This is a genomic window from Pseudomonas shiyinii (genome assembly GCF_056725765.1).
This window is the reverse complement of sequence record NZ_CM161522.1, coordinates 4,416,736-4,443,092: the sequence shown is the minus strand read 5'-3', so window position 1 is coordinate 4,443,092 and position 26,357 is coordinate 4,416,736. Positions and strand designations below refer to the sequence as shown.

The 26,357-nt window shown below is 66.4% G+C and carries 29 protein-coding genes; 13 read left to right on the top strand and 16 right to left on the bottom strand.

Annotated elements, in window-relative coordinates; genetic code table 11:
- Window positions 1-3 precede the first annotated feature (3 nt).
- From ACXHGZ_RS20075 to ACXHGZ_RS20020, 12 genes are all read left to right on the top strand, one after another.
- Window positions 4-489, top strand: a complete 486-nt coding sequence (locus ACXHGZ_RS20075; protein WP_480461174.1) for a type II secretion system protein N — start codon at window positions 4-6, stop codon at window positions 487-489.
- The gene (gene gspD, locus ACXHGZ_RS20070) at window positions 486-2,327 is read left to right on the top strand and encodes a type II secretion system secretin GspD (RefSeq protein ID WP_480461172.1); all 1,842 of its coding nucleotides are present in this window, start codon (window positions 486-488) and stop codon (window positions 2,325-2,327) included. The genes ACXHGZ_RS20075 and gspD overlap by 4 nt, the downstream gene beginning before the upstream one ends.
- Entirely contained in the window at window positions 2,324-3,787 is a 1,464-nt protein-coding gene (gspE, locus tag ACXHGZ_RS20065) for a type II secretion system ATPase GspE (RefSeq protein WP_480461171.1), read from the top strand. Before gspD ends, gspE begins: the two co-directional genes overlap by 4 nt.
- A 1-nt stretch (window position 3,788) precedes the next feature.
- Window positions 3,789-4,994, top strand: a complete 1,206-nt coding sequence (gene gspF, locus ACXHGZ_RS20060) for a type II secretion system inner membrane protein GspF (RefSeq protein ID WP_480461169.1) — start codon at window positions 3,789-3,791, stop codon at window positions 4,992-4,994.
- A gap of 1 nt (window position 4,995) precedes the next feature.
- Window positions 4,996-5,442, top strand: a complete 447-nt coding sequence (gene gspG, locus ACXHGZ_RS20055; RefSeq protein WP_084853860.1) for a type II secretion system major pseudopilin GspG — start codon at window positions 4,996-4,998, stop codon at window positions 5,440-5,442.
- The gene (gspH, locus tag ACXHGZ_RS20050) at window positions 5,439-5,903 is read left to right on the top strand and encodes a type II secretion system minor pseudopilin GspH (RefSeq protein WP_480461167.1); all 465 of its coding nucleotides are present in this window, start codon (window positions 5,439-5,441) and stop codon (window positions 5,901-5,903) included. The genes gspG and gspH overlap by 4 nt, the downstream gene beginning before the upstream one ends.
- Window positions 5,881-6,264, top strand: a complete 384-nt coding sequence (gene gspI, locus ACXHGZ_RS20045) for a type II secretion system minor pseudopilin GspI (protein ID WP_480461165.1) — start codon at window positions 5,881-5,883, stop codon at window positions 6,262-6,264. The genes gspH and gspI overlap by 23 nt, the downstream gene beginning before the upstream one ends.
- Window positions 6,251-6,844 (top strand): type II secretion system minor pseudopilin GspJ, encoded by a 594-nt coding sequence (gspJ, locus tag ACXHGZ_RS20040; RefSeq protein WP_480461163.1) that lies wholly within the window; start codon window positions 6,251-6,253, stop codon window positions 6,842-6,844. Before gspI ends, gspJ begins: the two co-directional genes overlap by 14 nt.
- A complete protein-coding gene (locus ACXHGZ_RS20035; RefSeq protein ID WP_480461161.1) occupies window positions 6,841-7,698 on the top strand; it encodes a type II secretion system minor pseudopilin in 858 nt (285 codons plus the stop codon). The genes gspJ and ACXHGZ_RS20035 overlap by 4 nt, the downstream gene beginning before the upstream one ends.
- Complete coding sequence (gene gspL, locus ACXHGZ_RS20030) at window positions 7,691-8,800, top strand: type II secretion system protein GspL (RefSeq protein WP_480461160.1); 1,110 nt, start codon at window positions 7,691-7,693, stop codon at window positions 8,798-8,800. The genes ACXHGZ_RS20035 and gspL overlap by 8 nt, the downstream gene beginning before the upstream one ends.
- Window positions 8,797-9,267, top strand: a complete 471-nt coding sequence (locus ACXHGZ_RS20025; protein WP_480461158.1) for a type II secretion system protein M — start codon at window positions 8,797-8,799, stop codon at window positions 9,265-9,267. Before gspL ends, ACXHGZ_RS20025 begins: the two co-directional genes overlap by 4 nt.
- A gap of 71 nt (window positions 9,268-9,338) precedes the next feature.
- Window positions 9,339-9,686 (top strand): YgiW/YdeI family stress tolerance OB fold protein, encoded by a 348-nt coding sequence (locus ACXHGZ_RS20020; RefSeq protein ID WP_324817429.1) that lies wholly within the window; start codon window positions 9,339-9,341, stop codon window positions 9,684-9,686.
- Between the two features lie 36 nt (window positions 9,687-9,722).
- Here ACXHGZ_RS20020 and ACXHGZ_RS20015 read toward each other — a convergent pair whose 3' ends face one another.
- Together ACXHGZ_RS20015 and ACXHGZ_RS20010 are read right to left on the bottom strand one after the other, a co-directional pair.
- Window positions 9,723-10,694 carry an IS110 family RNA-guided transposase gene (locus ACXHGZ_RS20015; RefSeq protein ID WP_480460242.1) on the bottom strand — a complete coding sequence of 324 codons (972 nt, stop codon included), beginning with the start codon at window positions 10,692-10,694 and terminating at the stop codon, window positions 9,723-9,725.
- Window positions 10,695-10,963: 269 nt separating this feature from the next.
- Entirely contained in the window at window positions 10,964-12,226 is a 1,263-nt protein-coding gene (locus tag ACXHGZ_RS20010; protein WP_480461156.1) for an MFS transporter, read from the bottom strand.
- A gap of 121 nt (window positions 12,227-12,347) precedes the next feature.
- On the opposite strand from ACXHGZ_RS20010, the gene ACXHGZ_RS20005 reads away from it, so the two are divergent.
- Entirely contained in the window at window positions 12,348-13,229 is an 882-nt protein-coding gene (locus ACXHGZ_RS20005; protein WP_480461154.1) for a LysR family transcriptional regulator, read from the top strand.
- Window positions 13,230-13,267: 38 nt separating this feature from the next.
- Here ACXHGZ_RS20005 and ACXHGZ_RS20000 read toward each other — a convergent pair whose 3' ends face one another.
- Genes ACXHGZ_RS20000 through ACXHGZ_RS19935 form a run of 14 tightly spaced genes read right to left on the bottom strand, consistent with a single transcriptional unit; the run spans window position 13,268 to window position 26,349 of the window.
- Window positions 13,268-14,503: a beta-ketoacyl-ACP synthase gene (locus ACXHGZ_RS20000; protein WP_480461153.1), complete on the bottom strand. Its 1,236-nt coding sequence runs from the start codon at window positions 14,501-14,503 to the stop codon at window positions 13,268-13,270.
- Window positions 14,503-15,231, bottom strand: coding sequence for a 3-oxoacyl-ACP reductase FabG (gene fabG, locus ACXHGZ_RS19995; protein ID WP_416767280.1), 729 nt, complete (start codon window positions 15,229-15,231; stop codon window positions 14,503-14,505). Before fabG ends, ACXHGZ_RS20000 begins: the two co-directional genes overlap by 1 nt.
- Window positions 15,224-15,694 carry a hotdog family protein gene (locus tag ACXHGZ_RS19990; RefSeq protein ID WP_324817096.1) on the bottom strand — a complete coding sequence of 157 codons (471 nt, stop codon included), beginning with the start codon at window positions 15,692-15,694 and terminating at the stop codon, window positions 15,224-15,226. Before ACXHGZ_RS19990 ends, fabG begins: the two co-directional genes overlap by 8 nt.
- Entirely contained in the window at window positions 15,691-16,884 is a 1,194-nt protein-coding gene (locus tag ACXHGZ_RS19985) for a beta-ketoacyl-[acyl-carrier-protein] synthase family protein (protein WP_480461152.1), read from the bottom strand. Before ACXHGZ_RS19985 ends, ACXHGZ_RS19990 begins: the two co-directional genes overlap by 4 nt.
- A complete protein-coding gene (locus ACXHGZ_RS19980) occupies window positions 16,881-17,366 on the bottom strand; it encodes a hypothetical protein (protein ID WP_480461151.1) in 486 nt (161 codons plus the stop codon). Before ACXHGZ_RS19980 ends, ACXHGZ_RS19985 begins: the two co-directional genes overlap by 4 nt.
- A 4-nt stretch (window positions 17,367-17,370) precedes the next feature.
- The gene (locus ACXHGZ_RS19975; RefSeq protein ID WP_480464105.1) at window positions 17,371-19,683 is read right to left on the bottom strand and encodes an MMPL family transporter; all 2,313 of its coding nucleotides are present in this window, start codon (window positions 19,681-19,683) and stop codon (window positions 17,371-17,373) included.
- The gene (locus tag ACXHGZ_RS19970; RefSeq protein ID WP_480461149.1) at window positions 19,673-20,275 is read right to left on the bottom strand and encodes an outer membrane lipoprotein carrier protein LolA; all 603 of its coding nucleotides are present in this window, start codon (window positions 20,273-20,275) and stop codon (window positions 19,673-19,675) included. Before ACXHGZ_RS19970 ends, ACXHGZ_RS19975 begins: the two co-directional genes overlap by 11 nt.
- Window positions 20,272-20,697, bottom strand: a complete 426-nt coding sequence (locus tag ACXHGZ_RS19965) for an acyl-CoA thioesterase (protein ID WP_084853888.1) — start codon at window positions 20,695-20,697, stop codon at window positions 20,272-20,274. Before ACXHGZ_RS19965 ends, ACXHGZ_RS19970 begins: the two co-directional genes overlap by 4 nt.
- Window positions 20,690-22,234, bottom strand: coding sequence for an HAL/PAL/TAL family ammonia-lyase (locus ACXHGZ_RS19960; protein WP_480461147.1), 1,545 nt, complete (start codon window positions 22,232-22,234; stop codon window positions 20,690-20,692). Before ACXHGZ_RS19960 ends, ACXHGZ_RS19965 begins: the two co-directional genes overlap by 8 nt.
- Window positions 22,215-23,153 carry a lysophospholipid acyltransferase family protein gene (locus ACXHGZ_RS19955; protein ID WP_480461146.1) on the bottom strand — a complete coding sequence of 313 codons (939 nt, stop codon included), beginning with the start codon at window positions 23,151-23,153 and terminating at the stop codon, window positions 22,215-22,217. Before ACXHGZ_RS19955 ends, ACXHGZ_RS19960 begins: the two co-directional genes overlap by 20 nt.
- The gene (locus ACXHGZ_RS19950) at window positions 23,150-23,884 is read right to left on the bottom strand and encodes a glycosyltransferase family 2 protein (RefSeq protein WP_480461145.1); all 735 of its coding nucleotides are present in this window, start codon (window positions 23,882-23,884) and stop codon (window positions 23,150-23,152) included. Before ACXHGZ_RS19950 ends, ACXHGZ_RS19955 begins: the two co-directional genes overlap by 4 nt.
- Window positions 23,877-25,556 carry an ApeI family dehydratase gene (locus ACXHGZ_RS19945; protein WP_480461144.1) on the bottom strand — a complete coding sequence of 560 codons (1,680 nt, stop codon included), beginning with the start codon at window positions 25,554-25,556 and terminating at the stop codon, window positions 23,877-23,879. The genes ACXHGZ_RS19950 and ACXHGZ_RS19945 overlap by 8 nt, the downstream gene beginning before the upstream one ends.
- Window positions 25,553-26,098, bottom strand: a complete 546-nt coding sequence (locus tag ACXHGZ_RS19940; protein WP_480461143.1) for a COG4648 family protein — start codon at window positions 26,096-26,098, stop codon at window positions 25,553-25,555. Before ACXHGZ_RS19940 ends, ACXHGZ_RS19945 begins: the two co-directional genes overlap by 4 nt.
- Window positions 26,095-26,349 carry an acyl carrier protein gene (locus ACXHGZ_RS19935; protein WP_084853898.1) on the bottom strand — a complete coding sequence of 85 codons (255 nt, stop codon included), beginning with the start codon at window positions 26,347-26,349 and terminating at the stop codon, window positions 26,095-26,097. Before ACXHGZ_RS19935 ends, ACXHGZ_RS19940 begins: the two co-directional genes overlap by 4 nt.
- Between the last annotated feature and the right edge of the window lie 8 nt (window positions 26,350-26,357).

Here is a 26,357-nt window from a genome sequence, read left to right as displayed (position 1 = left end):
TCCGTGCACCTGCCCTGGGCTGCGATGGTGCTGGCCACAGGGGCCCTGCTGATATGGCGTGAAGCGGCCAACCCGGTGGTGGCAGACGCTGCTGCCCCGGCCGTGCCCGTGGCCCCTGCGTCGGCTGCGCAAAAGCCATTGCCTGTGGCCACCCTGGCCCTGGCGTTCGGCTTCCACGCACCGGGCCAGCCCCAGTCGAGCCGGTCGGACATCACCCTCAAGGCCACGTTCGTTTCCAGCCAGGGCGATGCCCGCGCGCTGGTCAAAAGCGCCAACGGCGATGCCATCTACCGGGTCGGCGACCGCCTGCCGGGCGGCGGTGTGCTGCGGCGTATCGACGTGCGCTCCATCGTGCTCTGGGTCGGTGGCCTCGAAGAAGCCGTGTCGCTGTCGACCAGCAGTTCTCCTGTATTCCAAGCGACCGGCAGCGCCAAGGGTGCTGCCTCGGTTTCCCCTTCTTCACCCCGCCTGTTGCGGGAGGTGCAATGACTTTCAAGCGATACCTGCGCGCCGTCTCTCTCGGCGCCTGCCTTACCCTGACCTGTTCCCTGGCGTTGGCCGACGAGCCTACCTGGCAGCTGGCGATGAGCGATGCCGACGTGCGCGATGTGGTACGCGAAGTGGGGGCGATACTCGACCAGACGATCATCCTGGACCCGCGTGTACAGGGGCGGATCACTGTCCTGTCCAGCGAGGCGCTCGACCGTGGAGGTATACGCCGGCTGTTCTATTCGGTGCTCAACGCCCAGGGCTTCGCCGCAGTGAACGACGGTGACCGGCTGTTGGTTCTGCCGGCCAGCGAAGCCAAGGCCTGGGCCAACCAGCAGGTCGAGGCCATCCCGGCAGCATTCACGACACGCGTGCTGCCCTTGTCCGGCAGTACCGCATCGGACCTGGCAGGGCTGCTGCGCCCGTTGGTTTCCAGCAATGGCTATATCGGCCCTTCCAGTTCGGCCAATGCCTTGGTGGTCACCGACTCGGCTGCCAATCTGGACCGCCTGGAAGACCTGGTGCTGCAGCTCGACAGCGGCCAGCGGCATGACTATGAACTGGTGACCCTACACAAGGCCCAGGCCAGCGACGTGCTGGCAGTGGTGGAAGGAGCCGCCGGTGGTCCGGAGAGCGGCGTGCGGGTGCTGGCCGACCTGCCAGGCAACCGCCTGCTCATCCTCGGGCCCGCCAAGTCGCGTCAGCGCCTGGCGCAGTTGAGCCGCTCGCTGGATGTCCCTGCGCCTACCGCCTCACAGAACTGGCGTGTGGTCCGCTTGCAGCACAGCAATGCCGAGCAGTTGGCTGAAGTATTGGGTGATGTGGGCAAGCGCCTGGACGGTAAGCCGACCGGTGACGGCCTTGGCGAGACGCTCAACGGTGAAGCCATGGTCAAGGCCGATGCCAACCAGAACGCCTTGGTGCTGTTGGGCGAACCCCAGACCCTGGGCAGCGTCGAGCAGATCATCGAACAACTGGACCAACCACGGGCCCAGGTGTTGATCCATGCGGCCATCGTCGAAGTCAGCGGTGACATCAACGAGGCCCTCGGCCTGCAATGGGGCATCGACAAGGGCGGCCTGAAGGGTGGCATCACCTTCCCGGACAGCGGCGCTTCGCTGGCCGATCTGCTCGGCGAGGGCAAGTCCATCCCGGCGGGCGCTGCCGTGGCCATCGGCTCGGATCGCTTCGGCCTGCTGGTGTCGGCCCTGGCCAGCAATACCCGCAGCAACCTGCTGTCCACCCCCAGTCTGTTGACCCTCGACAACCAGGAAGCGCAGATCCTCGTCGGCCAGAACGTGCCGTTCAAGACCGGCTCCTATACCACCACCGGCAGTGGCGCGGACAACCCGTTCACCACCGTCGAGCGCAAGGACATCGGTATCAGCCTGAAGGTGCGCCCGCACATCAACGAAGGCCGGACCTTGCGCCTCGAGGTCGAACAGGAAAGCTCGGAGCTCGCCCCGAGCACGCTGGAAAACGACCTGATCACCAACAAGCGCACGCTCAAGAGCACCATCCTCGCCGCGGATGGCGAGATCATCGTGATCGGTGGCTTGATCAAGGACAGCGTACGAAAAGAGCAGCGTGGTGTACCGTTGCTCAGCCGTATTCCCTGGGTGGGTAGCCTGTTCCGCTGGAACCGGGATGTCCAGGAAAAGACCAACCTGATGGTCTTCCTGCGCCCCACCATCCTGCGCAGCCAGGCCGAGCTGGTCCAGGCAGGACGACGCGCCTACGAAAACGTTCGTGCAGTGGACGACTCGGTGCTGCCGGAGGACGCCCAGAAGCTGTTCGAGGCCCAGCGCCTGCCTGACAACCAAGGCGGCCGTCGATGACTGCCAGCCTGCCGTTCAGCTTCGCCCGGCGCCACGGCATTCTGCTCGACCAGCAGGCGGACGAACCTGCCTTGCTGATGCGCGAGGATGCATCGCTGGCCGCCATGGCCGAGGCCTGCCGCTTGGTGGGCAGTGCCTGGCCGCTGCGCCAGGTGGATGACGCCTGCTTTGCCGAGCGCCTGGCCAGCTGCTATGGCGGCAGCCAGGACGCGGCGCAGGCGGTGGTCCAGGGGCTGGACCAGGAAATCGACCTGTCCCGCCTGGCCGAAGCCTTGCCGCAGACCTGCGACCTGCTCGACCAACAGGACGATGCGCCGATCATTCGCCTGCTCAATGCCCTGCTCAGCGAGGCCGTCCGCTCCAGGGCTTCGGATATCCACCTGGAAACTTTCGAGCAGCAGCTGCGGGTGCGCATGCGCATCGACGGCGTGATGCGCGAAGTGCTGGCGCCGCCGCGGGAGCTTTCCGCCTTGCTGGTTTCGCGCATCAAGGTCATGGCGCGCCTGGACATTGCCGAGAAACGCGTGCCCCAGGATGGCCGGATCAGCCTGCGCCTGGCCGGTCATGAGGTCGATGTGCGGGTCTCGACCCTGCCGGCGGCCCATGGTGAACGGGTGGTTCTGCGCCTGCTGGACAAGCAGGCGGTGCGCCTGGATATCGACCATATGCAAATGGCAGGTTCGGTGCGCACGGGCTTCTTGCGCATGCTGGAAAAACCCCACGGTATCTTCCTGGTCACCGGCCCTACCGGCTCCGGCAAGACCACCACGCTGTACACGGCGCTGTCCTACCTCAACCAGGTATCGCGCAACATCCTCACGGTGGAAGACCCGATCGAATACCACCTGCCCGGCATCGGCCAGACCCAGGTCAACACCAAGGTCGACATGACCTTCGCCCGGGGCCTGCGCGCCATCCTGCGCCAGGACCCGGACGTGGTCATGGTCGGCGAGATCCGCGACCGGGAAACCGCCGACATCGCCGTCCAGGCCTCGCTGACCGGGCACCTGGTGCTGTCCACCCTGCACACCAACAGCGCGTTGGGTGCCATCACGCGTCTGGCGGACATGGGCATCGACACCTGCCTGCTCGCCTCGTCGCTGGCCGGGGTCATGGCCCAGCGCCTGGTGCGCAGGCTCTGCCCGCACTGCAAGGTCGCCTGCGAGGTGGACGATGCCATTGCCAGCGCGCTGGGGCACCCCGCCGAACGGCCGGCGGTGGTCTACAAGGCCCAAGGGTGCAGCGAATGCCAGCAGGGTTACAGCGGCCGCCTGGCCTTGCATGAAATGGTGGTGGTCGAACCGCCGCTGGCGCAGGCGATCCATACGCACGCGTCCCAGGCACAGATGCTGGAACTGATCCGCCAGGACACGCCGAGCCTGTTCCAACATGGCGTCGAGCGTGTCCGCCAAGGGCAGACCAGCGTGGAAGAACTGCTGCGCGTGACGGGGCACGACTGACATGGCGTTGTTTCGCTATCAGGCCCAGGATGCCCGCGGCGCCCGCCAACGGGGCACATTGGAAGCGCCGGGCGCGCGCCAGGCCCGGCAGGCCCTGCGCGACCAGGGGCTGCTGGTGCTGCAGATCGAACCTGTACGGGAATCGCCTTTCCATGGCCTGCTGGCGCGCAACCACCTGAGCCTTGCCCGGCGCTCGCTGCTGACCCGGCAACTGGCGACCTTGCTGCATGCGGGGGTGCCGCTGACCGAAGCCTTGCAGGCTGTCGCTGCGCAAACCACTCAACGCCAGGTGCGGCAGGTGCTGCGCGGCGTGGCTGAGCGCGTCGCCGAAGGCCACGCCCTGGCGCAAGCGCTTGGGGCTTATCCACAGGCGTTTCCCATGGTCTACCGGGCCACTGTCGCCGCGGCGGAGCGCTCGGGGCACCTGGCCGGGGTACTCGACCGCCTGGCCGAACATGGCGAGAACCAGCAGGCCCTGCGCCAGAAAGTCCAGCTGGCGATGGTGTACCCGGTGATCCTGCTGGTGGTCTCGTTGCTGGTGGTGGGCTTCCTGCTGGGCTATGTGGTGCCGGATGTCGTGCAGGCGTTCTCCCGGGACCAGGCCCAACTACCCATGGCGACCCAGGTGCTGATTGCGCTCAGCGACGCCACCCACCGCTACGGAGTGCTGGGCGTTGCGGCCCTGGCGGCAGCGGCTGCGGCGGTGTACTGGGCCTTGCGTCATCCTGGCCGACGCCGGAAATGGCATGGTGTGTCGTTGCGCCTGCCGGCATACGGCGAGTTCGTTCGCGCCAGTGAAGCGGCGCGTTTCATCAGCACCTTGGCGATCCTCGGCCGCAGCGGTGTCGCCCTGGTCGAAGCCATGCACATCGGTGCCGGTGTCATCGGCAACCTGGTATTGCGCGAGCGCTTGCTGGAAGCCGCCCGCGAGCTTGGCGAAGGCGCCACGCTGGCCAACTGCCTGGCGCGCAGCGAGACCTTGCCGCCCCTGATGCTGCACATGATCGCCAGCGGCGAGCGCGCCGGTGAGCTGGACACGATGCTCGAACGTGCCGCCGACCTTCAAGGCAAGCAGCTGGCGGGGCGGATATCCCTGCTGGTGAGCCTTTGCGAACCCCTGATGCTGCTGGTGATGGGCGGCATCGTGTTGTTCATCGTGCTCGCCATCCTGTTGCCGATCCTCAACCTCAACCAACTGGTCAATTGATATGTCCATTCGTTCCGCGCGCCGCACACAACGCGGCTTCACCCTTATCGAGATCATGGTGGTGGTCATCATCCTTGGCGTGCTGGGCGCGCTGGTGCTGCCCAATGTGATGAGCCGTCCGGACCACGCCAAGCTCACTGCGGCCCGTACCGACATCCAGTCGATTTCCACCGCCCTGGAAATCTACCGGCTGGACAACGGCCGCTACCCAAGCACTGCCCAGGGCCTCGACGCCCTGGTCAAACGTCCCACCGTGGCGCCGTTGCCGCGTCAGTGGAATGCCCAGGGATACCTCAAGAGCACGCCTACCGACCCGTGGGGCTCGCCTTACCAGTACACGAGCCCCGGTACGCGTTCGAGCCAGGGTTACGACCTTTATTCCCTGGGCGCCGATGGCCAACCAGGTGGCGAGGGCATGGATGCCGATATCGGTAACTGGCTCGAATGACAGGGTGCCGCTCCCGGGGCTTCACCCTGTTGGAACTGCTGGTGGTCATCGCGTTGCTGGGCATCGTCATGGCCATGGCAGGGCTGACGTTCGGGCGTGACCCACAGCGTGTGGCCAGGCAGGAGGCCGGCCTTTTCCTGCAGATGCTGCAGCATGCGCGGCAACAGGCGGTGCTGGAGGGGCGTGTACTGGGCATTCGCGTCGACACCCAGGGCTATCGCTTGCTCAAGGCGGCCGGGCAAGGCTGGGAGCCTGCAGGCCCGCCGCGAGCTCTCGAACTGGAGCTGCGCCTGGAGATCGACGGGGTGCCTGTATCGACTTCCCCACGCGGCAACGCACCGCAATTACTGATGTACGGCAACGACGAACACACCCCTTTCTCGTTGTATTTCATGGCACCGGACAGGCGCCTGGCCAGGGTGTCGAGCGATGGACTCAATGATCCGAAACTCACGCCGTGAGCGCGGCTTCACCTTGCTGGAGGTCTTGGTTGCGCTGGCGATCTTCGCGGTTCTGGCGGTGGCGGTGAGCTCGGCTACCCGGCATGTCCTGATGCAGTCCCAGGGCTTGCAGGACCGCCTGTTCGCCAGCTGGATCGCCGACAACCACCTGGCCGAACTGCGCCTGCAGCCGAGACGTGGCGACGGGCAGCGCCCCATGGAGGTGTCCTTCGACCAACGACGCTGGACAGTGGCTCAAGAGCGCCGTCGCCTGGGGGACCGGGGCCTGGTCGAAGTGGTCGTGCGGGTCGGCCTGGCAGCGGACCGCCAGGTGCTGCACCAGGCCACCGGTTGGTTGGAGGACGTCGATGGGGCGAAGTGATCGTGGCCGCAAGCGTCGTCAGCGGGGCTTCACCTTGATCGAGCTGCTGTTGGCCATCGCCCTATTTGCATTGTTGGCGGTCGGGACCGCGCGCTTGCTCGATGTGTTGGTCCGAGCCGATGGCAAGCGCCAGGAGCAGGCCGAAGACGTGCGCGCCTTGGGCAGGGCGATGAGCCTGATCCAGCGGGATGCGTTGCACGGCTATCTCCCTGCGAGCCTGAAACAGCATGGCTTTGGCGTCATGCTGGAGCAGCAGCGCATGGCGTGGTGGATTGCAGGTGTGCAGGACAGCCAGCCCTTGCCGCGCAGCGAACTGCGGCTGGTCAACTACTGGTTGAAGGATGGCGTGCTATGGCGTCAGCGCCATGCGCTGGAGCACGGCCAGGGTGCGCCCCAGCGCTTGCTCGATGGCGTCGTCGAGCTGCGTTGGCGCTTGTATGTGCCGGATGTCGGGTGGCAGGCACACTGGCCGATCGTCCAACGTCGGCCGGCGCCGCCGCAGGCATTGGAGATCATTCTGTCCACCAAGCGGTTTCAACAGGTACGGCGTGTATTTCCCTTGGCCGGGGCCAGCCAATGAAGCGCAGGCGACAAGAGGGGCTGGCCCTGGTCACGGTGCTGTTGATCATGGCGCTGCTGTCGCTGCTGGTCGCCGGCATGCTGCGCAGCCATCAGTTGCTGTTGGGGGGCGTTACCCAGCAGATGGAGGCCACGCGACTGCTGCAGCTGGCCCATGGCGCGGAGCGCAGGGTTCTGCTGCAGCTTCGTCAGCAGGTGGCCGAGGTCGTGCAGGTCGCCCACGGTGGTCAGCGATGGGCCCGCGTCCAATCGCTGTCGCTGGGTGAGGGGCGGGTTCGCACGCAGCTTTCGGACCTGTCGGCGCGTTTCAACCTGGGGGCATTGCTGGCGCGCAAGACCCCCGACCCGATACTGCTCGAACGCTGGGAACGCCTCTGCCAGGCGTTGCAGATAGAGCCCCCTGAGCTGGACAACCTGGCCGGGCAACCGCTGCTGGATCCGACGCAACTGCGCGCGTTGCCGGGCGTGTCCGCCGAGGTGATGGACCGCCTGAGGCCCTGGGTCGTTGCGTTGCCCAAGGAGGCCCGGCTCAACATCAATACCGCCCCGGCACAGCTCTTGGCTGCGCTGGAGGGGCTGTCGCCGGCGGTTGCGCGTCAGTTGGTGGCTGAGCGGCCCGAGCAGGGCTACACCCGGGTCGACCAGTTCCTGGCCCTGCCACAGGTGGATGGCCTTGGCATCACCAGCCGTGGGTTGACGGTGAGCAGCCAGTGGTTTCGACTCGAGGTGCAGGTGGAGCTCGGTGGCAGGCGGATGTACCTGTACAGCGACCTGGAAATCGATCTGAACACGCACCGGGTTCGTGTGGTGCGACGTGTGTTTTCTGCAATGCGGGAGCAAATGCCGGATGAGTGACAATTGGTTGTACCTGCTGCCCGCAGGAACAGGGGCGATCGATACGCAGTGGCCTGTGTGGGTGCGAACGGCCGCTGGCGAGCTGCACCGCACCTGCATGGGTGAAGCGGCGTCGATCCTGGGCGGCGCGGCAGTGGTAGTGGTGCCGATGGAAATGGTCGGCAGCTGCGAAGTCGGCCCGGTGCCAGGCCGGCGCCCCAAGCCCGATACCTTGGCCTTCGCCGCCGAGGATCAGCTGGCAGCACCGCTGGAGAGCGTGCACCTGGCCTTCGGCCCTGCGAACGAGCAGGGGCATCGTCGGGGGCTTGTGATTGACCGAGAGGCCATGGACAGCCTGCTGGCCCTGCTGCAGGCACAGGATATCGAACCGCTTGCCCTGCATGTCGATGCTGACCTGCTGTGTGGCGAACCCGCGTGCGCGTTGTGGGTCGAGGGGCGTTGGTTGATTGGCGGTACCGGGGGGCCACGGTTGGCTGCCGCCCCTCAGGTCGCCGAAGTGCTGGCGCAAAAGCTGCCGGCCATGGCGTGGCTGGCCGAAACGCAGCCTGCAGGGCTTGCCCTGCGTACCCAATCGGTCCCCTGTGCCTTCGATACGCTCAGGCAAGGCCGCGGGCAGGCCATCGACCTGCTTCAAGGCGCCTATCGACGGCGCCGTGCGAGCGTGCCCTGGCGTGCCCTGGCGGTTGGGGTGGTGATGGCGTTCGCGATGGTGTGCGTGGCCGATTACCTGCGCGCAGGCTGGCTGCTGCAACGTACGGCGCAGCTGCAGGCGGAAAGTCGCCAGGCCTTTCAACGTTGGGCGCCCGGGCAGCCTGTCAGTGCGGATCTCGCCAGCCAGATACGGGCGCTCGAATACCACCCGCAACCGACAACGGCCATAGAAGGGCTGGCGTCGCTCGGCGAGCAGTTGGTCGAAACCGGGAACGTAACCGTTACCCAGGCGACGCTGAGCGCCGCCGAAGGCTGGCGCGTGGAGGTGCTGGCGCAAGGGTTCGAAGACCTCGAGCGCCTTCGCCAACGCGTTCCGGCGGTATCGATGGATCAGGCCCGCCAGGACGAACGGGGTGTGCGGGCCACGCTGACCTGGAGGGCAGCACGATGATGCAATGGCGCGAACATGCCTTGATGCGCCAATGGCGACAGATACCGGGCGAGCGACGGATGACGATCGTCATCGCCCTATGGGCGTTGGCCTTGGTTGCGTTGTGGCAGCTGGCCTGGGTACCAGGCCAGGCACGTCTGCAGCAGGCTGAGCAGGCATTGGCCCGAGAACAGGCGCTGGCCGCCCATCTGCAGCGGGTATCGGCCGGGCCAGCCCGGAAGCAGGAGGCCGTCCAGGCGTTGACACCGGCCAGGCTGAGCGAGCGTGCCCAGGCGGCGGGCGTGCGTATCATCGGCCTCGAGACCAGGGCGCAGCAGGTCGAGGTCAGCCTCGAGGGCTCGCCTGCGTTGGTGTTCGCGTGGTTGCATTCGCTGGAGCGCGAAGGTGGGCGCGTGCGGGAGATGCAGCTGCAGGTCGTTGGCGAGCAGCTTCAGGCAAGGGTCGGCCTGGAGCTGGAGGAGACGTGAGGCTGATTAAGCTTCGCTTCAGCCTGCTTCGGTAGGCTGTTCCCATCGAAACCGAAACAGGACCTGACACCATGAAAACCCGTTACCTCGCCCTGATCCTCGCCCCGTTGTTCAGCACTGCCGCCCTGGCGGCCGGCTACACCGGCCCTGGCGCCCAGTCGGTGACCACCGTCGCCGCCGCCAACGATGCCGCCGACGACACACCGGTGGTGCTGCAAGGCTTTGTGACCAAGAAGATCAACAACGACGACAAATACGAGTTCAAGGACAACACCGGCACCATCACCGTCGAGATCGATGACGAAGACCTGCCGCAGACGCCGTTCAACGACAAGACCAAGGTCAAGCTCACCGGCGAGGTGGAGAAACACCTGATGAGCCGTGAAGTGGATGTGGACATCGTCGAGATCGTCAACTGACGAAACGGCGCAACCCTGTAGATACCGTCTTGACCCTCACCCCGCAAGGGCGATTTGAGGGTCAAACGGTTTACCGGACTTCACCACGCCATACACCAGGTGCAAAAGCTTGCGCATAGCAGCGCAAACTATCTGCTTATAGGCTTTACGCCGGCTGTTCAAACGCTCTGCCAGTGCCTTCACGACCGGGTTGTGTCTGATCGAGACCGTGCCTGACATCCACAAGCCGGCGCGCAGCCTCGGCGCTCCTGTGCGAGAAATGGTCGATTGGCCAATCTTCTCCCCCGATTGATGGATCATCGGGTTCAGACCTGCAAACGCAACAATGGCTGACGGGCTTTCGTATTTCAGCGGATCACCCAGTTCTGCGAGGATCAGTGCGGCTGTGGTATCACCCAGACCATCAATCGATGTAATCAGTTTTCGCCGTTGGCGCAGATCCGGATCGTCATCGATCGTCTGCTCAATCGCCTTGCGGGTTTTCTCTATTTCTTCGGTGATATGCCCAATTACAGCTCTGATTGACTCCTGCACAGCTGTCTGCGCCACATCCAGACGGTTCTGCTCCATCTGCTGCATTTCTTTCAGGTCGTCCAGACGCCGTACTAAGGCCCGCAAGCGCCGCTGAGCTGGCGGCTCAGGCTCCCACTGACGGAGCTCATCCTGTTTTTGCTGGCCATAAGCAGCAATAACCTTGGCATCAGCCTTATCGGTTTTGACGCGTCGAAGGTCGGCCTCGGCAAACTTGGCAATTACGGCGGGATTCAGAATGCACACCCGGTAACCCTTGGCATGAAGGCAATCGGCAAGCGCCTCGTGATAAGTGCCAGTGGCCTCCATGACAACCCAGGCACGCGGTTCGGCATGTTTCTCAAGCCAGGTTGCGAACTGCTCAAAACCACTCGGATCATTGGACAGCTTGGCCTTGGTGCGAACCTTCCCATTGGGAAGTGGAGTCGCAATATCGAAGGATCGCTTGGCTACATCGACGCCAACAACAACAGACATGATCTTCTCCTTCAGACAACGAAAGTTCGATCACCCAGCACTCGGTTCAACCTTGTGAATGCGTGCTCACGCCGGGGGCGGGCACTAGATACCGTTCGAACTGTTCGAGTGGGGTTGGAGGGTCTGAGCGTTATCTACAATACGGGCTCGATGCCCTTGGAGCGGCTCCGCTTCATGACCCTCCCTCGATGATCAGTCGAGAACTTTCGCCTCTTGGAAGGCGAAAGTCGAGATACAAGGAGCGGCCTTGTGCCGCGAAAGGGCCGCTCCTACATCGATGGTGTGGAAGACTTCGGCGGCAACCTGCTCAGGTGCAACGCCACTAGCAACGCCACCGCCAGCAGGCTGCCGATGAACAACCCGATGCCGTTCCATCCGGCCTGGTGCCAGAACACCCCGCCCGCCGTCCCGGCGACGCTGGAACCTGCGTAATAGCAGAACAGGTACAGCGACGATGCCTGCCCCTTGGCCTTCAATGCCCGGCGCCCGATCCAGCTGCTGGCCACCGAGTGTGCGCCGAAGAAGCCGAAGGTGAATACCAGCATGCCCAGGATCACCATCGTGAGCGGGTTGGCCAAGGTCAGCAACAAGCCGCCGGCCATCACCAGGATGCTCGACCAGAACACCTTGCGCCGGCCCAGTTTGTCCGCCAGCGCGCCCACCTGGGCGGAGCTGTAGATGCCCGACAGATACACCACCGACAGCAGGCCCACCAAGGCCTGGTTCATGTGGTAGGGCCCTGCCAGCAGGCGATAGCCGATGTAGTTGAACAAGGTGACGAAGGCGCCCATCAGCAGGAAGGCCTCGAGGAACAGCCAGGGCAGGCCGGCATCACGAAAATGCATGGCGAAGCCGTCCAGCAGGCTGCGAGGGTTCATGGGCTGGGGGCGGAAATTGCGGGATTCGGGCAGCACCTTCCAGAACACCAACGCCGCCACCAGGGCCAGGCCGCCGATGGCCAGCATCGCAGTGTGCCAACTGACGAAGTCGATCAGCACACCGCTGATCAGGCGCCCGCTCATGCCGCCGATGGCATTGCCACCGATGTACAGGCCCATGGCCAGGCCGATGTGCTGTGGATGGATTTCTTCGCTCAGGTAGGTCATGGCCACGGCGGCCAGGCCACTCAAGGCCAGCCCCACCAGTGCCCGGGTGGCCAGTACCAGCTCCCAGGTCGGCATCACCGCGCTGGCCAAGGTTGCCAGGGCGGCGCAGAGCAAGGCGCAGACCATGACCGGCTTGCGGCCTATACGGTCGGAAATCGGCCCGGTGACCAGCAGGCCGAAGGCCAGCATGGCGGTGGATACCGAAAGCACCAGGCTGCTCTGCGCGGCGTTGATGGAAAACTCCTGTGACAGCAAGGGCATCATCGGCTGTACGCAATACAACAGGGCGAAGGTGGCGAAGCCGCCGCTGAACAGCGCCAGCACGGTCTTGATGAAGGCGGGCGTGCCTTTTTCGATCCAGACGTCGTTACGGGCCGGCGTGTCAGGCTCGGGGTCGAGGGAAAGCGGGGCGACGACGGATTTCACGGAGAGTACCTCGGGCGCTGGGCCGGTGTTGCGTTGCAAAAAATCATATAGCTGGCTAATGAATACATCCAATATATTGTTCGACCTGTTTAAGACGTTCTACGACTTGTTCGGAGGGGCCATGGAGTTGCGTCACCTGCGGTATTTCATCGCTGTGGCCGAAGAACTGCACTTCGGTCGTGCTGCCCAGCAGCTGGGCATTTCGCAACCGCCATTGAGCCAGCAGATCCAGGCTCTGGAGCAGGAACTGGGCGCGCGCCTGTTCGAGCGCACCAACCGCCGGGTCGAACTGAGCGAGGCCGGGCGCCTGTTCCTCGACGAAGCGCGCCAGGTCCTGGCCCAAGTGGAAAAGGCCGCGGATGTTGCTCGGCGTGCGCAGTTGGGTGAGCTGGGCGAGATGAAGATCGGCTTCACCTCTTCGGCGCCGTTCACGTCGAGGATCCCCAAGGCGCTGCATGCCTTTCGCCAGCGCTTTCCCGCGGTGCACCTGAACCTGCGCGAGATGAGCAGCCGTGACGTGGCCGATGCGGTGTTCGACGAAACCATCGAAGTCGGCCTGATGCGCCCGATGGCATTGCCCGAAGGGCTGGTGGCCACCGAACTGTTCAGCGAGCCGCTGGTAGCGGTGATCCATACCTCCCATCCCCTGGCCCAGGGCAGCGAACAGGGTGTGTACATGCAGGCCCTGGCCAACGAGCCCTTCGTGTTCTTCCCACGCAGCTACGGCAGCGGGTTGCATGCGCAGTTGCTGAGCCTGGCGCGCCAGGCCGGGTTCAGCCCGCATTTCGCCCAGGAAGCGGGCGAGGCGATGACCATCATCGGCCTGGTGTCGGCGGGGTTGGGTGTGTCGGTGCTGCCGGCCTCGTTCCAGCGTATGCGTATCGATGGCGTGGTGTACCGGACCCTGCTGGATGAGGGCGCGACGACCGCGGTGTGGCTGGTCCAGCGGCAGGCGGCAGGTTCGGCCATGGCCAGGGCGTTTGCCGAATTGTTGACCCGGTAGGGCACTGCTGTTCGCCGCTGCGCTTTAAGTGAACAGTATTAGCCTGTGACCGGCCAGCGTCGGAACACCAACGAGGTGTTCACCCCGCCAAAGGCGAAGTTGTTGTTCATCACATGCTCATGCTGCATGGCCCGGAACCCGCCACGCAGGTAGTCCAGCTCGCCGCAACGGGGGTCGATGTGGTCGAGGTTCAGGGTATGCACGTATTGGTCGCGGTTCATCATCTCGATGCTGAACCAGGACTCCAGCGCCCCGCAGGCCCCCAGGGTATGGCCGAGGAAGCTCTTCTGCGAACTGATGGCCATGCGCGGGCCGAACAGCTCATGGGTGGCCAGCGTCTCGGCGATGTCGCCTTGCTCGGTGGCGGTGCCATGGCCATTGACGTAGCCGATGGCCTCGGGCCCAAGGCCGGCGTCTTCCAGCGCCAGCTCCATGGCCCGGCGCATGGTGGCCTGTTCGGGGCGGGTGATGTGCTGGCCGTCGGCGTTGCTGCCGAAACCGACGATCTCGGCATGGATACGGGCGCCCCGAGCCAGGGCGTGCTGCAACTCCTCGAGCACCAGCATGCCAGCGCCTTCGCCCACCACCAGGCCATCCCGTGCGCTGTCGTAGGGCCGTGGGGTCAGGGACGGGGTATCGTTCTTCAGGCTGGTGGCGTACAGCGCGTCGAAGACCATGGCCTCGCTGGGGCACAGCTCTTCGGCGCCGCCGGCGAGCATCAGCGGCAGGCGCCCGTACTTGATCGCTTCGTACGCATAGCCGATGCCCTGGCTGCCGCTGGTGCAGGCACTGGAGGTAGGGATCAGGCGCCCGGTGAGGCCGAAGAAGATGCTGATGTTGGCCGCGGTGGTGTGCGGCATCATGCGTACGTAGGAGTTGGCGTTCAGGCCATCGGCCTTGGAATTGAGCAGCATGTTGCCGAAGGCCTTGATCTCTTCGGTGCTGCCGATCGACGAGCCGCAGGCGACCCCCATGCGGCCGTCTCGGATGCTCGGGTCGTCGAGCAGCCCGGCGTCGAGCAGCGCCTGCTCGGCAGCCGCCACTGCCAGGCGGGCCACCCGGCCCATGCTGCGCAGCTGCTTGCGGGTCCAGTGCGCGGGCACCTGGAAGCCGTCCACGGGCCCGGCCAGGCGGGTATTGAGCTCCTCGAAGCGGTCCCATTCGTCCATGCGCCGGATACCGCTGCGGTTGGCGGCGAACTGCGCAGCGATGCTCGTCCAGTCGTTGCCCAGGGCAGTGATGCCGGCCATGCCGGTGACCACGACACGGCGCATCAGCACAGCCCTCCGTTGACCGCCAGGACCTGGCGGGTGATGTAGGCGGCTTCGTCCGACATCAGGAAATTCACCGCGCCCGCCACTTCCTCGGGCGTGCCCATGCGTTGCGCCGGGATCATCTTCAGCAGCTCCTCCACCGGCACCTGTTCGTCGAGCATGGCGGTATCGATCAGGCCCGGCGCCACGCAGTTGACCGTGATGCGGCGCTTGCCCAGCTCGATGGCCAGCGCCTTCGCCGCACCGATCAGGCCGGCCTTGGAAGCGCTGTAGTTGACCTGGCCACGGTTGCCGATCAGGCCGGACACCGAGGTGATGCAGACGATCCGGCCAGGGGCACGGCGGCGGATCATCGGCATGATCAGCGGGTGCAGCACGTTGTAGAAACCGTCGAGGTTGGTGCGCATGACGGTATCCCAGTCGTCCTCGGTCAGCGCCGGGAAGGCGCCGTCACGGGTCAGCCCGGCATTGCACACCACGCCGTAATAGGCGCCATGGGCTTCGACATCGGCCTCGAGCGCCGCGGCACAGCCGCCTCGGTCGGCCACGTCGAACTGCAGGACCCGCGCCTGGCGGCCCAGGGCACGGACTTCGCCGGCGACCGCTTCGGCCTCGTCTCGCGCGCTGCGGCAATGCAGGGCCAGGTCGAAGCCGGCGCGGGCCAGGCGCAGGGCGATGGCGCGCCCGATCCCTCGGCTGGAACCGGTGACCAGAATGGTGTCAGTCATGCTGCGACTCCTCCGGGCCCGCCTCGGCCAGATAGCTGGCGGCTTGCGGCGGGCGGTAGACATTCAGGCGGGCGCTGGCATCTATGCCTTCGCCGCGCAGGTGGCATTCGAACACGCCCATGCCGTTTTCGTCCTCGAGCGAACGCAGGGCATGGATATGCAACTGCGCACCGGCGGGAAACGCCTCGACATTGCATTCGAACTTGCGCGTGCCGAGCAAAAAGCCCATTTCCACAGGGCGCCCCTGGCGACGCGCCTGGCAGCCGGCATAGGCTGCCACGCTCTGGGCCATCAGTTCCAGGCCAAGCCAGGCGGGCAGGCTGCCGTCGGCCCGGTTGAACTGGCCATCGGGGCGAACCGTCGTGCAGGTGTGGATCTGCTCGTCGTCGCAGCTGTCGATGCGCTCGATGAGGATCATGTCCCCGGCGTGGGGCAGCAGTTCGGCCAAGGGCCAAGTGATCATGGGGCATCTCCGAGAATCAGGCTGACATTGTTGCCACCGAAGGCGAACGAATTGCTCATCAGCCGGCGTGGCCCGTGCGCTGGCAGGCGCTGGCGGCCATCGACCAGGTTCAGGCCCGGCAAGCCCGGGTCGGGCTGGCCATCCCAGCAATGGGGTGGCAACAGGCCCTGCGGGTTGTGCCGGCTCAGGCTCAGCCAGCAGAACGCGGCTTCCAGCGCGCCGGCAGCCCCCAGGGTATGGCCGGTCATGGGCTTGCTGGACGAGCAGGGCAACTGGCCGCCGAACAGGCCGTGCACGGCCAGGCATTCCATGGCGTCGTTGTGCACGGTGGCGGTGCCGTGCAGGTTCAGGTAATCGACCTGCCCTGGCGTCAGGCCTGCATTGTCCAGTGCTTTGCGCATGGCCTGCAAGGCGCCCTTGCCGCTGGGGTCCGGTGCCGAGATATGGAACGCATCGGAACTGGCGCCAGCGCCGAGCAGGGCGATGCCGTGCCCGTCGGGTGTCGCTTGGCGGGTCATCAGGAACAGGGCAGCCCCTTCGCCGATGTTGATACCGTCGCGGTTGGCCGAGAGCGGGTTGCAGCGCTGCTCACTGACGGCCTCCAGGGCAGTGAAGCCGTTGAGCGTCAGGCTGCAGAGGCTGTCCACGCCACCGCACAGCACGGCATCGCACAGGCCCAGGTCGAGCAGGCGTCGTGCGCTGAGCAGCGCGCGGCCGCTGGAGGTGCAAGCGGTGGACAACACGTAGGCCGGCCCTTGCAGGCCCAGCCAGGCTGCCAGGAAGTTCGCCGGCGCGCTGAGCTCCTGTTGGTCGTAGCGGTAGTCGGCTGGGAAGCGGCCCGCCTGGAGGTAATGGGCGATGCCGGTGGTGGCTTCGGCGATCCCCGAGGTGCTGGTGCCCAGCACTACGCCGACCCGTTGCGGGCCGTGGCGCTCGAGGGCTTGCCGGATAGCCGGTTCGATCTGCAAGGCGGCGGCCAGCAGCAACTGGTTGTTGCGGCTCTGGTGGCCGGGCAGCGGCAGCTCGGGCAGTGGCCCGGTCACGGCACCTACCGGCAGGCGGCGCCCGGGCACCCAGCCGTCCTGCAGCTGCATGCCGGAGCAGTCGCCGGCAAAGAGCCGGCGGGCCACGTCGGCCTGGTCGTGCCCGAGGGCGCAGACCAGGCCCAGGGCGTCGAGGAAGGCGGTCATGGTGCGTTCTCGCTGGGCAAGGGGGAAACGTAGTAGCGCAGGCCTTGATCGAGGGCCAGGGTGAAGTCGTCGGCAGTGCGATAGGTGACGCGCCAGCGGCCTGGCAGGCGACGTTGCTGGTCGTGGCCGATGGCTCGGGGATAAAGCCGGGACAGTTGGGCCTCTGGGGTCAGGGCGAACAGCATGGCGGCGAACAGCTCGCGGGCGGCAGGGTTCGGCGGCAGCAGGCCGTCGGCTTGCCACTGCTGGCCTTCGAGCAACTGGCGTGCCTGGGGAACGCCCAGCAGGTCCAGCAGCGACCAGCGCAGATGGCCGTCTTCACGCTGGATCACCAGCAACCAGTCCTGGCGTTGGCCGCCTTGTTCCTGCTGCACATGGAACTGGCGCGGCAGCTCGAGCGGGGGCAGTTGCTCGGGCAGGGGCGGCTGCCAGGTGCAGGCACCGAGCAGCAACAGCATCATCACGGTCAACAGGTGTTTCATGGCGCTATGTCCCTTGCTCACGGCTCGCCGCCCAAGGCGCCAGCAGGAAGCTGAACACCAGCCCCAGGCTTACGGCCAGGCCGAAGTTGCTCACTGCCGGCGTGCTGGACAGCGCCAGCAGGCCGAACGACAACCAAGTGGTGGCCGCCGCCAGCAAGGTGCCCAGCAGGCTGACCTCGGTACCGCCGATGCGCTCATGCATCAGGATGGCATAGTCCACGCCGATGGCGGTCACCAGCAGCAGGCCGAACAGGCTGAACAGGGTCAGTGGCTGCCCCAGCCAGCCGAGGCAGGCCAGGCTGCACAACGCCGCCAGCAGCGGCAGGGCGACGATGCGCAAGGCCGCGCCCAGCCCGAAGGGCAGCACCAGCAGTACCAGGATCAGCCCACAGGACAGCAGCTTGAGTTCGGCGGCGCTGACCTGGGTGGCGGCGAACAGCTGGTTGAGTTCGCCCAAGCGGTCGACCAACTGCACGCCCGGCAAATCCTGAGCCTGCAGGCGAAGCAGGGCGACATCGCCCTGGCCTTGCAGGCTGACGACGGCGGCCACGCCATCGTCGGTGCTGCCCAGCCACAGCGGCCGCCAGGCTTCGCCCAGCGGCCCGGTGAGTACCTGGTCGATCGTCAGCAGGGGCAAGGCCTGCAGCTGCTGCAGCTCGCCGCGCAAGGCTGTTTCAGGCACCCCCAGGGCCAGCAGGGGTTGCCAGTGGTCGGGCAACTGCCCCAAGGCCTGCTGCAACTGCCGTTGCTGCGCCGGGCTGGCCACCCGCTGGCTGAGCGTCATGTAGCCCTTGAGCTTGCCCAGGTCGACCAGTTCATCGAGTTTGCCGGCCAGTGTCTGCAGGCGCTCGAGCAGCTGTGTTTCATCGCTGGCGCGCACCAGGTAGAACTGGCTGGTCGGCTGGTAGCCCGTGATCCGGGCCACGGCCTGGGCTTCTTCGAGCAGCTGTGGCGGTGCACCGACCCACTGGCGGATGTCGTTTCGTGTCTGCAGCTGCCACAAACCTGCAGCGCAGAACGCCAGCAGCAGGGCAAGCAGGGCGGCGCTCGGTACCTTGGCCAACACACGTTCGCGCAGGTCGGTCAGCCTCTGGGCGATACGCAGCGGCCAGCGCGCCGGGCGCAGCTGCGTGCCGCCGAACAAGGCCGGCAGCAGGCACACCGCGCTCAGGTAGGCGCCGACCAGGCCGGCGGCGGAAAATGCCGCGATCTGGGTCAGCGCCGGGAAGGGCGTGAAGGCCAGCGCCAGGTAGCCGATGCAGGTGGTCGCCAGGCTCAGGCTCAGCCCGGGCAAGGTCAGACGCACGGCTGTCCAGCTGTGCCAGGGGCGCAGGCTCCAGCTCTTGGACAGGTAGTGCAGCGGGTAGTCCACCGCCACGCCGATCAGGCTCGAACCCAGCACCAGGGTCATGACATGCACGCGGCCGAACAGGGCCGTGCAGATCACCGTGCCGAACAGCATGCCCACCAGCACCGGCACGAAGGCCAACAGGGCCTGCCAGCGACGGAACGCCAGCAGCAACAACAGAAGGATACCCAGCGTGGCGCCGCCGCCGACCCAAGTGATTTCCTGGTTGGCCTGGCGCTGTCCGCTGGCCGCATGCAGCAGCCCACTGGCGGCCAGCAGTTGGGCACCTTGCTGTTCGGCCTGCTGACGGCCGATGGCGAGCAGGTCGGCGATCTGCAACGGCAGCTGCAGGTCGAAGGCATCGCCCCGGGTGCTGGCACGCAGCATCACCCAGTGCCTACCGCCTGCCTCCGCGACCAGGGCGCCGCTGGCCGTGTCCAGCTCGACATTGGCGGGTTTCGGTTGGCTGGCCTGGACGCGCGCACCCAGGCCCAGCCAGTCGTCCTGGTTGGCCAGCAGGCTGAAGCCTGCGAAAGGGTCGAACAGCGCCTGCACGCGTTGTTCGATGAAGGTGTCGGGCTGTGTCAGCAGCTGTTGGCGGTCGGTGGCGCCGAGCATCGCCAGGCGGCCTTGCAGCATCTGGGCGCGCATGGCCTGCAGGTCGGTCTGCAGGTTCCATTGCACCTGCTCGAACAGGCCGCTGGCCTGCCACTGGCCCGCCAGGCGCTCGGCCAGGTCCAGCGCCTGCTGGCGGTCGGCATGACCGACCAGTACCAGCAGCTGGCGGTTGAGCGGCGCTTGCATGCGCTGCTCGGCGCGTGCGACCAGTTCGTCCTGCGCAGCCCCTGGCACCAGGGTCATCAGGTCAGCGGAAACGGGGGCGCCGCGATGCCATTGCCAACCGGCCAGGGCGAGCACGGCCAGCAACAGGGCCAGGAACAGCCTGGGCAGCAGTCGTTCAGTCGGCAAAGTCACTGCGCTCCGAATCGCTCAAGGCCGTGGCGCCGGTGCTGCCAGGCATACGCAGCACGGTGCTGTCGCCCTGGGTTTCGGCCAGCACGATACGGTCCACGAAACGCCCGCCGGCAATATCGATGTGGGTGAACACCTGCTTGAGCAGCAACGAACGAGGCACCAGGTGCAATTGCCAGTGTTCGGCATCGCCGGTGAGGCTCAGTTCGAAGTCGCGCTGCAGGCCACTGCTGTCGCCTTGCAGCACGGCGAAGAACAGGCGGTTCTGCTGCGCCCCGGCACTCTGGCTGGGCAGCTTCTGCCAACCACTGGCGTCGCGCCGGGCTATGCCGTCGGCGGTGATGCGGTAGTCCTGGCGCAGCGGTGTCTGCAGCAGCCAGAGCAACCCGTGGTCCCGGGCCAGGACGAAGCGGCCCTGGCTCACCAGCGGTTGGGGCAGGGCGCGCAAGTGCTTCTCCTGGACGAAGGGGCCCTTCACCACTGCCGAAGCACCGAGCTGTTTTTGCAGATCATCCAGGCTGAACGCCATGGCCTGCCGGCTGGCCAACAGCAAGGCGGCCATCAGCAGGTAGCCGGCCAGGCGCCTCATGCCAGCACCTTGCCGACGGCGTCGAGCATGGCCTGGGGCGAGGCCAGCTGCATTTCGCCGCTGTCGATGTGCACCGCGACCTGTACCGTGCTGGCGCGGGTCATGCGCTCGCCGCTGAGTGCATCGCTGATCAGGTAGTTGATCTTCAGGCGATGCTCCCATTCCACCAGGCTGGCACGTACCTTCAGGCGCTGGCCGAAGGTGGCGCCGCGAATGTAGCGCAGTTGCAGGTCGATCACCGGCCACATGTAGCCGCTGGCCTGCATGCGCGGGTAGTCGTGGCCCAGGCGTTCGAGCAGGGCGCAACGGGCTACTTCCAGATACTTGACGTAGTGGCCGTGCCAGACGATGTGCATGCTGTCGACATCGAAGAAGGGCACGAGGATCTCCGTGTCCACATGGAATACCCCAGGCTTACGCATGCAGCCTCCAGTGGCGTTCGCCGATACGCGCCAGGCACAGGCGCAGTTCGCGCTCCAGAGCGCGGTCCTCGATGACGGGGGCGAAGTCCTGCAGCAGGGCAGCATGCATGCTTGCCAGTGCCGGCGGCAACGGGTTGGCATCGGCCGCACGGCCGCGCAGCCACACCCCCTGGTTGGCGGCCAACAGAGTCGCTGCGGCCACCTGTTCGCTCAGCTCCAGCACGCGCAAGGCATCCCGGGCGGCGATGGTGCCCATGCTCACTTTGTCCTGGTTGTGGCACTCGGTGGAGCGCGAGAACACGCTGGCCGGCAGGGTCAGCTTGAGGGCCTCGGCGGTCCAGGCACTGGCGCCGATCTGCACGGCCTTGAAGCCATGGTTGAGCATCGCGCGCCCGGGCTCGGCGCCGGACAGGTTGCTGGGCAGGCCATGGTTGTAGCGCGCGTCCACCAGCAGCGCCAGCTGGCGGTCGAGCAGGTCGGCGACATTGGCTACCAGGGTCTTGAGGCTGTCCATGGCGAACGCGATATGGCCGCCATAGAAATGCCCGCCATGCAGCACCCGCTCGGCGTCGCCGTCGATGATCGGGTTGTCGTTGGCGCTGTTGAGCTCGGTCTCGATGAAGCTGCGCAACCAGCCCAGGCTGTCGGCCAGCACGCCCAGCACATGGGGCGCGCAACGCAGCGAGTAGCGATCCTGCAAGCGGTGTAGGGGTGCCGCCGGGGCCTCGATGGCCAGGTCCTGGCGCAACCAGGCGGCGACCTGGTTCTGGCCGGGGTGTGGCTTGGCGGCGAACAGGCGCTCGTCGAAGTGCTCGGGGTTGCCTTGCAGGGCGATGACGTTCAGCGCCGTGATGCGCGTGGCCAGGTGCAGCAGGTAATCCGCGCGGGCATAGGCCAGGCAGGCCAGGCCGGTCATCACCGCGGTGCCGTTCATCAGCGCCAGGGCCTCCTTGGGGCGCAGCACCAGGGGCTGCCAGCCCAGCTCGCGGTGTACATCGGCGCTGTCACGGCGCTGCCCCAGGTACATCACTTCGCGCTCGCCCGACAAGGCTGCAGCGACGTAGGACAGCGGTGTCAGGTCGCCGCTGGCGCCGACCGAGCCTTCCTCGGGAATCAGCGGCAGGATGTCGTGCTCGAGAAACGCCTGCAGGCGCTCCAGCAACGCCACGCGCACCCCCGACATGCCGTGGCTCAGTGAGCGCAGCCGGGCCGCCAGCACCGCCCGTGTGGCCGGCGCGTCGAGCAGCCGGCCAAGGCCACAGCCGTGGAAGGTGTACAGGTGGCGCGGCAAGGCCTCGACATGCTCCAGCGGCACGGCCACCACGCAGGAGTCGCCATAGCCGGTGGTGACGCCGTAGATCACCCCTTCCTTGTCCAGCAGGCTGTCGACGAAACGCGTGCCGCGGGCGATGCGCTCGCGGTACGCGGCGTCTTCCTGCAACAGCGGGCGGGCCTGGCGTTGGCTCAGGGCCAGGATGTCCTCGATGGCGAGCGGGGCCTCGCCAAAGGTCACGGGCTCATGGGGATGCGTCGTCATCGTCGTTCCAGAAAGGGTAGAAGTTGAACCACTGGCCAGGGGCCTGCAGACAATAATGACCTAGGCGGGCGGCATAGCGCCCGGCCCATTCGGCAATCACCTGCTCGCGCAGGTCGCGGCGCCACTGCAGGTGCTCGGCGAATGGCTCCAGGGTGATCCGGTAGCGGCCCTGGTGCTTGAGGCAGAACAGCAGGTTGACCGGGCAGCCCAGCAGGCCCGCCAGGAGCCAGGGGCCTTGGGGGAAGGCCGCCCGGTGGCCGAGAAAGTCCACGGCCACGGTGCGGCTGCCGTGCAAAGGCACGCGGTCGCCGGCGATGGCCAGCCATTCGCCGCGCTCCAGGCGCTCGGACAGTTGCAGCATGATCGCCGGGTCCAGCTCGCTGACCTGGATCAGCCGCAGGTGGCTGGCTCCGGCCTCGCCCAGCAGGCGGTTGAAGCGTTCGGCGTGGCGGGTGTGCACCAGTACGTTCATGGTCACCCGCTCGCCCAACTCCGCCAGGGCCCGGCAGACTTCCAGGTTGCCCAGGTGTGCGCCGACCAACATCTGCCCACGGCGGCCGCGCAATTGCCGGCGTAGCTGGCTGGGGTCGTCGATCTCGATATCTTCAAGGCGTAGTCGACCGTTCCAGGCGTCCAGCTTGTCCAGCAAGGCGTCGGCGAAGGCCATGAACTGGCCGAACACTCGCCCATGGGTCGGTGCCGGTACCTGGCCGCCGCTCCAGGCGGCCAGCCGTTGCTGGTACTGCCAGGCGCTGCGCCGGGCCTTGCGACCGAACAGGAAGAAATACAAAACGATGCCGTGGATCAACGGACTGAGCAGGCGTCGACCGAGCAGACGCACCAGCACGGCGGTCAGCTTCATCAGCCAGAAGCTGCCGCGTTCGCGCTGTTCGGCCCAGTGCCGGGAAGGGCGGCTCATCGTCGCCACCTGCGCCAGAGGATCTGCGGGGCGCGCAGCAGCATGCCGAAGAACAGCCGGGCGTGCATCCGCGAGATCAGCACGTTGTCGCGCAGCAGGCGAAAATGCGAGACGCCATCGCTCGGGTAATGCACCCGGATCGGCCGCCAGCGCATCGGCTGCCCGCGCCAGGCCAGGCGCACCAGGACCTCCGTGTCGAAATCCATGCGCCGCCCGAGGCGTACCCTGTCCAGCAACGCCAGGGTTGGGACGAGCGGGTACACGCGAAACCCGCACATCGAGTCCGGGATGGCCAGCGACAAGGTGTTGATCCACACCCAGACGTGGGTCAGGTAGCGCCCATAGAGGCGCCCCTTGGGCACGCTGGCGTCGTACTGTGGATAACCGCACACCAGGGCCTGTGGGCAAGCCCTCGAGTCGGCCAGGAATGCGTGGACATCGGCAAGGTCGTGCTGGCCATCGGCGTCCACCTGCAAGGCATGGGTGAAGCCCAGCCGGGCGGCTTCGCGCAGGCCGGCCATCACCGCGCCGCCCTTGCCCTGGTTGACGGCCAGGCGCACCAGGAACACCTGCTCCTGCCTGGCCAACTGATCCAGCACCTCGGCGCAAGGCGCGTGGCTGGCATCATCCACCAGCACGCAAGGCAACCCGGTGCCGAGCACCTGGGTGACCACCGCCGGCACGGCGTGTTCATGGTCGTATACCGGGATCACGGCGCAAGGCTTATGCACGGCCGGGCTCCAGGAGAATACGGCCGCTGGAGCAGGCCTGGCCGTTGCTGGCGTAGGTGAAGTACAGTTTGCCGCGCTGGGCATCGTAGCGCAGGGTCAGCTCCAGTTCGTCGCCTGGGCGAACCAGTTGCTGGAACTTCAGCACTTCCATGCCGGCGAAGCGCAGCCCTTGCGGCAGCAGGGGCGTGGCCAGGGTCATGGCCCAGTCGACCTGCACCACGCCGGGCAGAATGGGGGTGGTGGGAAAGTGGCCGGTGAAGCAGGCCAGGTCCGCCGGTACCGCCAGGCGCAGGCTCAGTTGTTGGTCGTCAGGTGTCGCCTGGAGCACGTCTGGAGCATTGTTGCGTGGGGCCTGCAGCAGTGCTTGGACCTGCGCCTGGGGCAGTTTGCCCTGGCCGTTGAGCGGCAGTTGCCGCAGCAGGCGCCAGCGCCGTGGCAGGGCCAGGCGCTCGCAATGTTGCGCCAGGTGCTGGCGCAGCGTATCGAGCAGGGCACGACGCCCCTGGGTACGCAGCTGATGCAGGCCAGCGGGGCTGGGCACGAGCAAGACGCCGAGGAACGCACGGCCTTGCTGCACAACGCCCAGTCGCGCTTCGCTGACCCATTCATGGGCGCACAGCGCCTGCTCCAGCAGCGGCAGCGAGATGCGCTTTTCTTCGAGCTTGACGATGCGGTCCAGGCGCCCAAGCAGGTGGAAGCGGCCATCGTCGGTGAACTGCACGGCATCGGCGGTGTGTTCGACATGGCCTTGCGGCAGGTAGGGCGAGGCGACACACAGGGCGCCGTCCGCCGATTGGCTCAGGGTAATGCCTTCGAATGGACGCCATGGGGCATCGCCTTCGCGCCAGGCGATGCCACCGGTCTCGGAGCTTCCGAGAATCTCCACCGGCCATTGGCCCAGGCGCCGATGCAACTGCTGCGCGGCGTCCTCGGGCAGGGCACCGCCGGAGGAGAACACCCGGCGCACCTGGCCCAGGGCTGGCCAATCGAGGTTGTCGCCCATGCGCTTGAGCAGTGCCGGGCTCGCCACCCAGGCGAAGCCCGGCTGTTCGCGGCTGGCACGCTGCAGGTCCTCCGGGAAGGGCAGCTGGCGACGCAGGAAGCCGCGCCCGGCGCACAGCGGCCAGAGGACGCGGAACAACAACCCGTAGATGTGTTGGGTGGCGACGCTGCCGATGATCCAGGCATCGCCCAGGTCGGAGCCCCAGAGGCGCTCAAGGGCTTGCACTTCGTTGGCCAGCTGGCGCAGTTGCTTGTCGATGCGCTTGGGCTCGCCGCTGGAGCCTGAGGTGCATAGGCTGATCCGGCAGGCATCCAGGTCCAGGTCGGCAGGTGCCAGCGGTACGCCTGAAAGCGACGCCAGGCTGTGGTCGCCCGGCTGGTCGCTGAGCCACAGCTCGACCTGGTCGCTCCAGCGCGCACGGGTCTGTGGCTGCAGGTCGGCGGGCAGCAGTACCTGGGCCCCGGCTCGCCAGGCGCCCAGCAAGGCAATGGCCAGTTCGCCGGCATCCTCCAAGTGCACCGCCAGGCGCTGCACGCCACGTTCGCGCAGGCCACCTGCCAGGCACAGGGCGGCCTGGCAGAGGGTGGCGTGGTCCAGCGCAGGCGCGCGGGTAACGACCCGAGGGGCGGCCTGTGGCTGCAGCAGGTGCTGGGGTTCGATCCAGTTCATGAGCGTGCTCGCATACGTTGCCTGGCCAGCCATTCCACGGCGAACAGCAGCCCCATGGCCAGATAGGCGATCAGGCCGTTGTAGAGGGTCCACCAGGCCAGCGGCGCCCATAGGGTCAGGCCTGCGGCGATGAGGCCGTTGGCCAGGAAGAACAGGCACCAGACCTGGGTCACCCGACGTGTGTAGGTAATAGCGGCGGCAGGCAGCTGCGGCTCGCGCAAGCGTGCCAGGCGTTCCACCAACGGTGGCCCGTACCTGAGGCTGGAGGCGAACAGCGCCAGCAGGAACCCATTGACCAGCACCGGGTACCAGCGCAGCAGCTGGCGGCTGTCGGACAGTGCCAGCAGCGCGCAGAAGGCCAAGGCGATGGTGGTCATCCACAGGTTGCCGGGCCGGCGCGGCGCGCCCAAAGCGCGGGCCAGCCACAATATGGCGAGCACCAGGGCGAATTGCCAGGGGGCGAAACGGGCCAGGCCGTAGTGCACGGCGAAGGGGTAGAGCACCCCGGCCAGCACCAGGCCGAGGCCGACCAGGCGCTTCATGCGGCGGAATTCACCAGGCGGTGCACCGCCTCGACCACATCCTCGACGGTGCGCACGGACTTGAAGTCCTCGGCGGTGATCTTCTTGCCGGTCTGACGCTTGATATGGTCGATCAGATCGATGGCGTCGATGCTGTCGATTTCCAGGTCCTGGTAGAGGTGGGACTCCGGGCGAATGCTGGCCGGATCGAGCTCGAACAGCTCGACCAGGGCATCGCGCAGAAGGTTGAAGATGGCTTCGCGGTTTTGCATGGTGCGGT

What these genes read in the sequence shown, in the direction of transcription:
- gspD (WP_480461172.1), top strand. Translation starts at nt 486, where the DNA reads ATGACTTTCAAGCGATACCTGCGCGCCGTCTCTCTCGGCGCCTGCCTT.
- gspE (WP_480461171.1), top strand. Translation starts at nt 2,324, where the DNA reads ATGACTGCCAGCCTGCCGTTCAGCTTCGCCCGGCGCCACGGCATTCTG.
- gspF (WP_480461169.1), top strand. Translation starts at nt 3,789, where the DNA reads ATGGCGTTGTTTCGCTATCAGGCCCAGGATGCCCGCGGCGCCCGCCAA.
- gspG (WP_084853860.1), top strand. Translation starts at nt 4,996, where the DNA reads ATGTCCATTCGTTCCGCGCGCCGCACACAACGCGGCTTCACCCTTATC.
- gspH (WP_480461167.1), top strand. Translation starts at nt 5,439, where the DNA reads ATGACAGGGTGCCGCTCCCGGGGCTTCACCCTGTTGGAACTGCTGGTG.
- gspI (WP_480461165.1), top strand. Translation starts at nt 5,881, where the DNA reads ATGATCCGAAACTCACGCCGTGAGCGCGGCTTCACCTTGCTGGAGGTC.
- gspJ (WP_480461163.1), top strand. Translation starts at nt 6,251, where the DNA reads ATGGGGCGAAGTGATCGTGGCCGCAAGCGTCGTCAGCGGGGCTTCACC.
- ACXHGZ_RS20035 (WP_480461161.1), top strand. Translation starts at nt 6,841, where the DNA reads ATGAAGCGCAGGCGACAAGAGGGGCTGGCCCTGGTCACGGTGCTGTTG.
- gspL (WP_480461160.1), top strand. Translation starts at nt 7,691, where the DNA reads ATGAGTGACAATTGGTTGTACCTGCTGCCCGCAGGAACAGGGGCGATC.
- ACXHGZ_RS20025 (WP_480461158.1), top strand. Translation starts at nt 8,797, where the DNA reads ATGATGCAATGGCGCGAACATGCCTTGATGCGCCAATGGCGACAGATA.
- ACXHGZ_RS20020 (WP_324817429.1), top strand. Translation starts at nt 9,339, where the DNA reads ATGAAAACCCGTTACCTCGCCCTGATCCTCGCCCCGTTGTTCAGCACT.
- ACXHGZ_RS20015 (WP_480460242.1), bottom strand. Translation starts at nt 10,694, where the DNA reads ATGTCTGTTGTTGTTGGCGTCGATGTAGCCAAGCGATCCTTCGATATT.
- ACXHGZ_RS20005 (WP_480461154.1), top strand. Translation starts at nt 12,348, where the DNA reads ATGGAGTTGCGTCACCTGCGGTATTTCATCGCTGTGGCCGAAGAACTG.
- ACXHGZ_RS20000 (WP_480461153.1), bottom strand. Translation starts at nt 14,503, where the DNA reads ATGCGCCGTGTCGTGGTCACCGGCATGGCCGGCATCACTGCCCTGGGC.
- fabG (WP_416767280.1), bottom strand. Translation starts at nt 15,231, where the DNA reads ATGACTGACACCATTCTGGTCACCGGTTCCAGCCGAGGGATCGGGCGC.
- ACXHGZ_RS19990 (WP_324817096.1), bottom strand. Translation starts at nt 15,694, where the DNA reads ATGATCACTTGGCCCTTGGCCGAACTGCTGCCCCACGCCGGGGACATG.
- ACXHGZ_RS19985 (WP_480461152.1), bottom strand. Translation starts at nt 16,884, where the DNA reads ATGACCGCCTTCCTCGACGCCCTGGGCCTGGTCTGCGCCCTCGGGCAC.
- ACXHGZ_RS19980 (WP_480461151.1), bottom strand. Translation starts at nt 17,366, where the DNA reads ATGAAACACCTGTTGACCGTGATGATGCTGTTGCTGCTCGGTGCCTGC.
- ACXHGZ_RS19970 (WP_480461149.1), bottom strand. Translation starts at nt 20,275, where the DNA reads ATGAGGCGCCTGGCCGGCTACCTGCTGATGGCCGCCTTGCTGTTGGCC.
- ACXHGZ_RS19965 (WP_084853888.1), bottom strand. Translation starts at nt 20,697, where the DNA reads ATGCGTAAGCCTGGGGTATTCCATGTGGACACGGAGATCCTCGTGCCC.
- ACXHGZ_RS19960 (WP_480461147.1), bottom strand. Translation starts at nt 22,234, where the DNA reads ATGACGACGCATCCCCATGAGCCCGTGACCTTTGGCGAGGCCCCGCTC.
- ACXHGZ_RS19955 (WP_480461146.1), bottom strand. Translation starts at nt 23,153, where the DNA reads ATGAGCCGCCCTTCCCGGCACTGGGCCGAACAGCGCGAACGCGGCAGC.
- ACXHGZ_RS19945 (WP_480461144.1), bottom strand. Translation starts at nt 25,556, where the DNA reads ATGAACTGGATCGAACCCCAGCACCTGCTGCAGCCACAGGCCGCCCCT.
- ACXHGZ_RS19940 (WP_480461143.1), bottom strand. Translation starts at nt 26,098, where the DNA reads ATGAAGCGCCTGGTCGGCCTCGGCCTGGTGCTGGCCGGGGTGCTCTAC.
- ACXHGZ_RS19935 (WP_084853898.1), bottom strand. Translation starts at nt 26,349, where the DNA reads ATGCAAAACCGCGAAGCCATCTTCAACCTTCTGCGCGATGCCCTGGTC.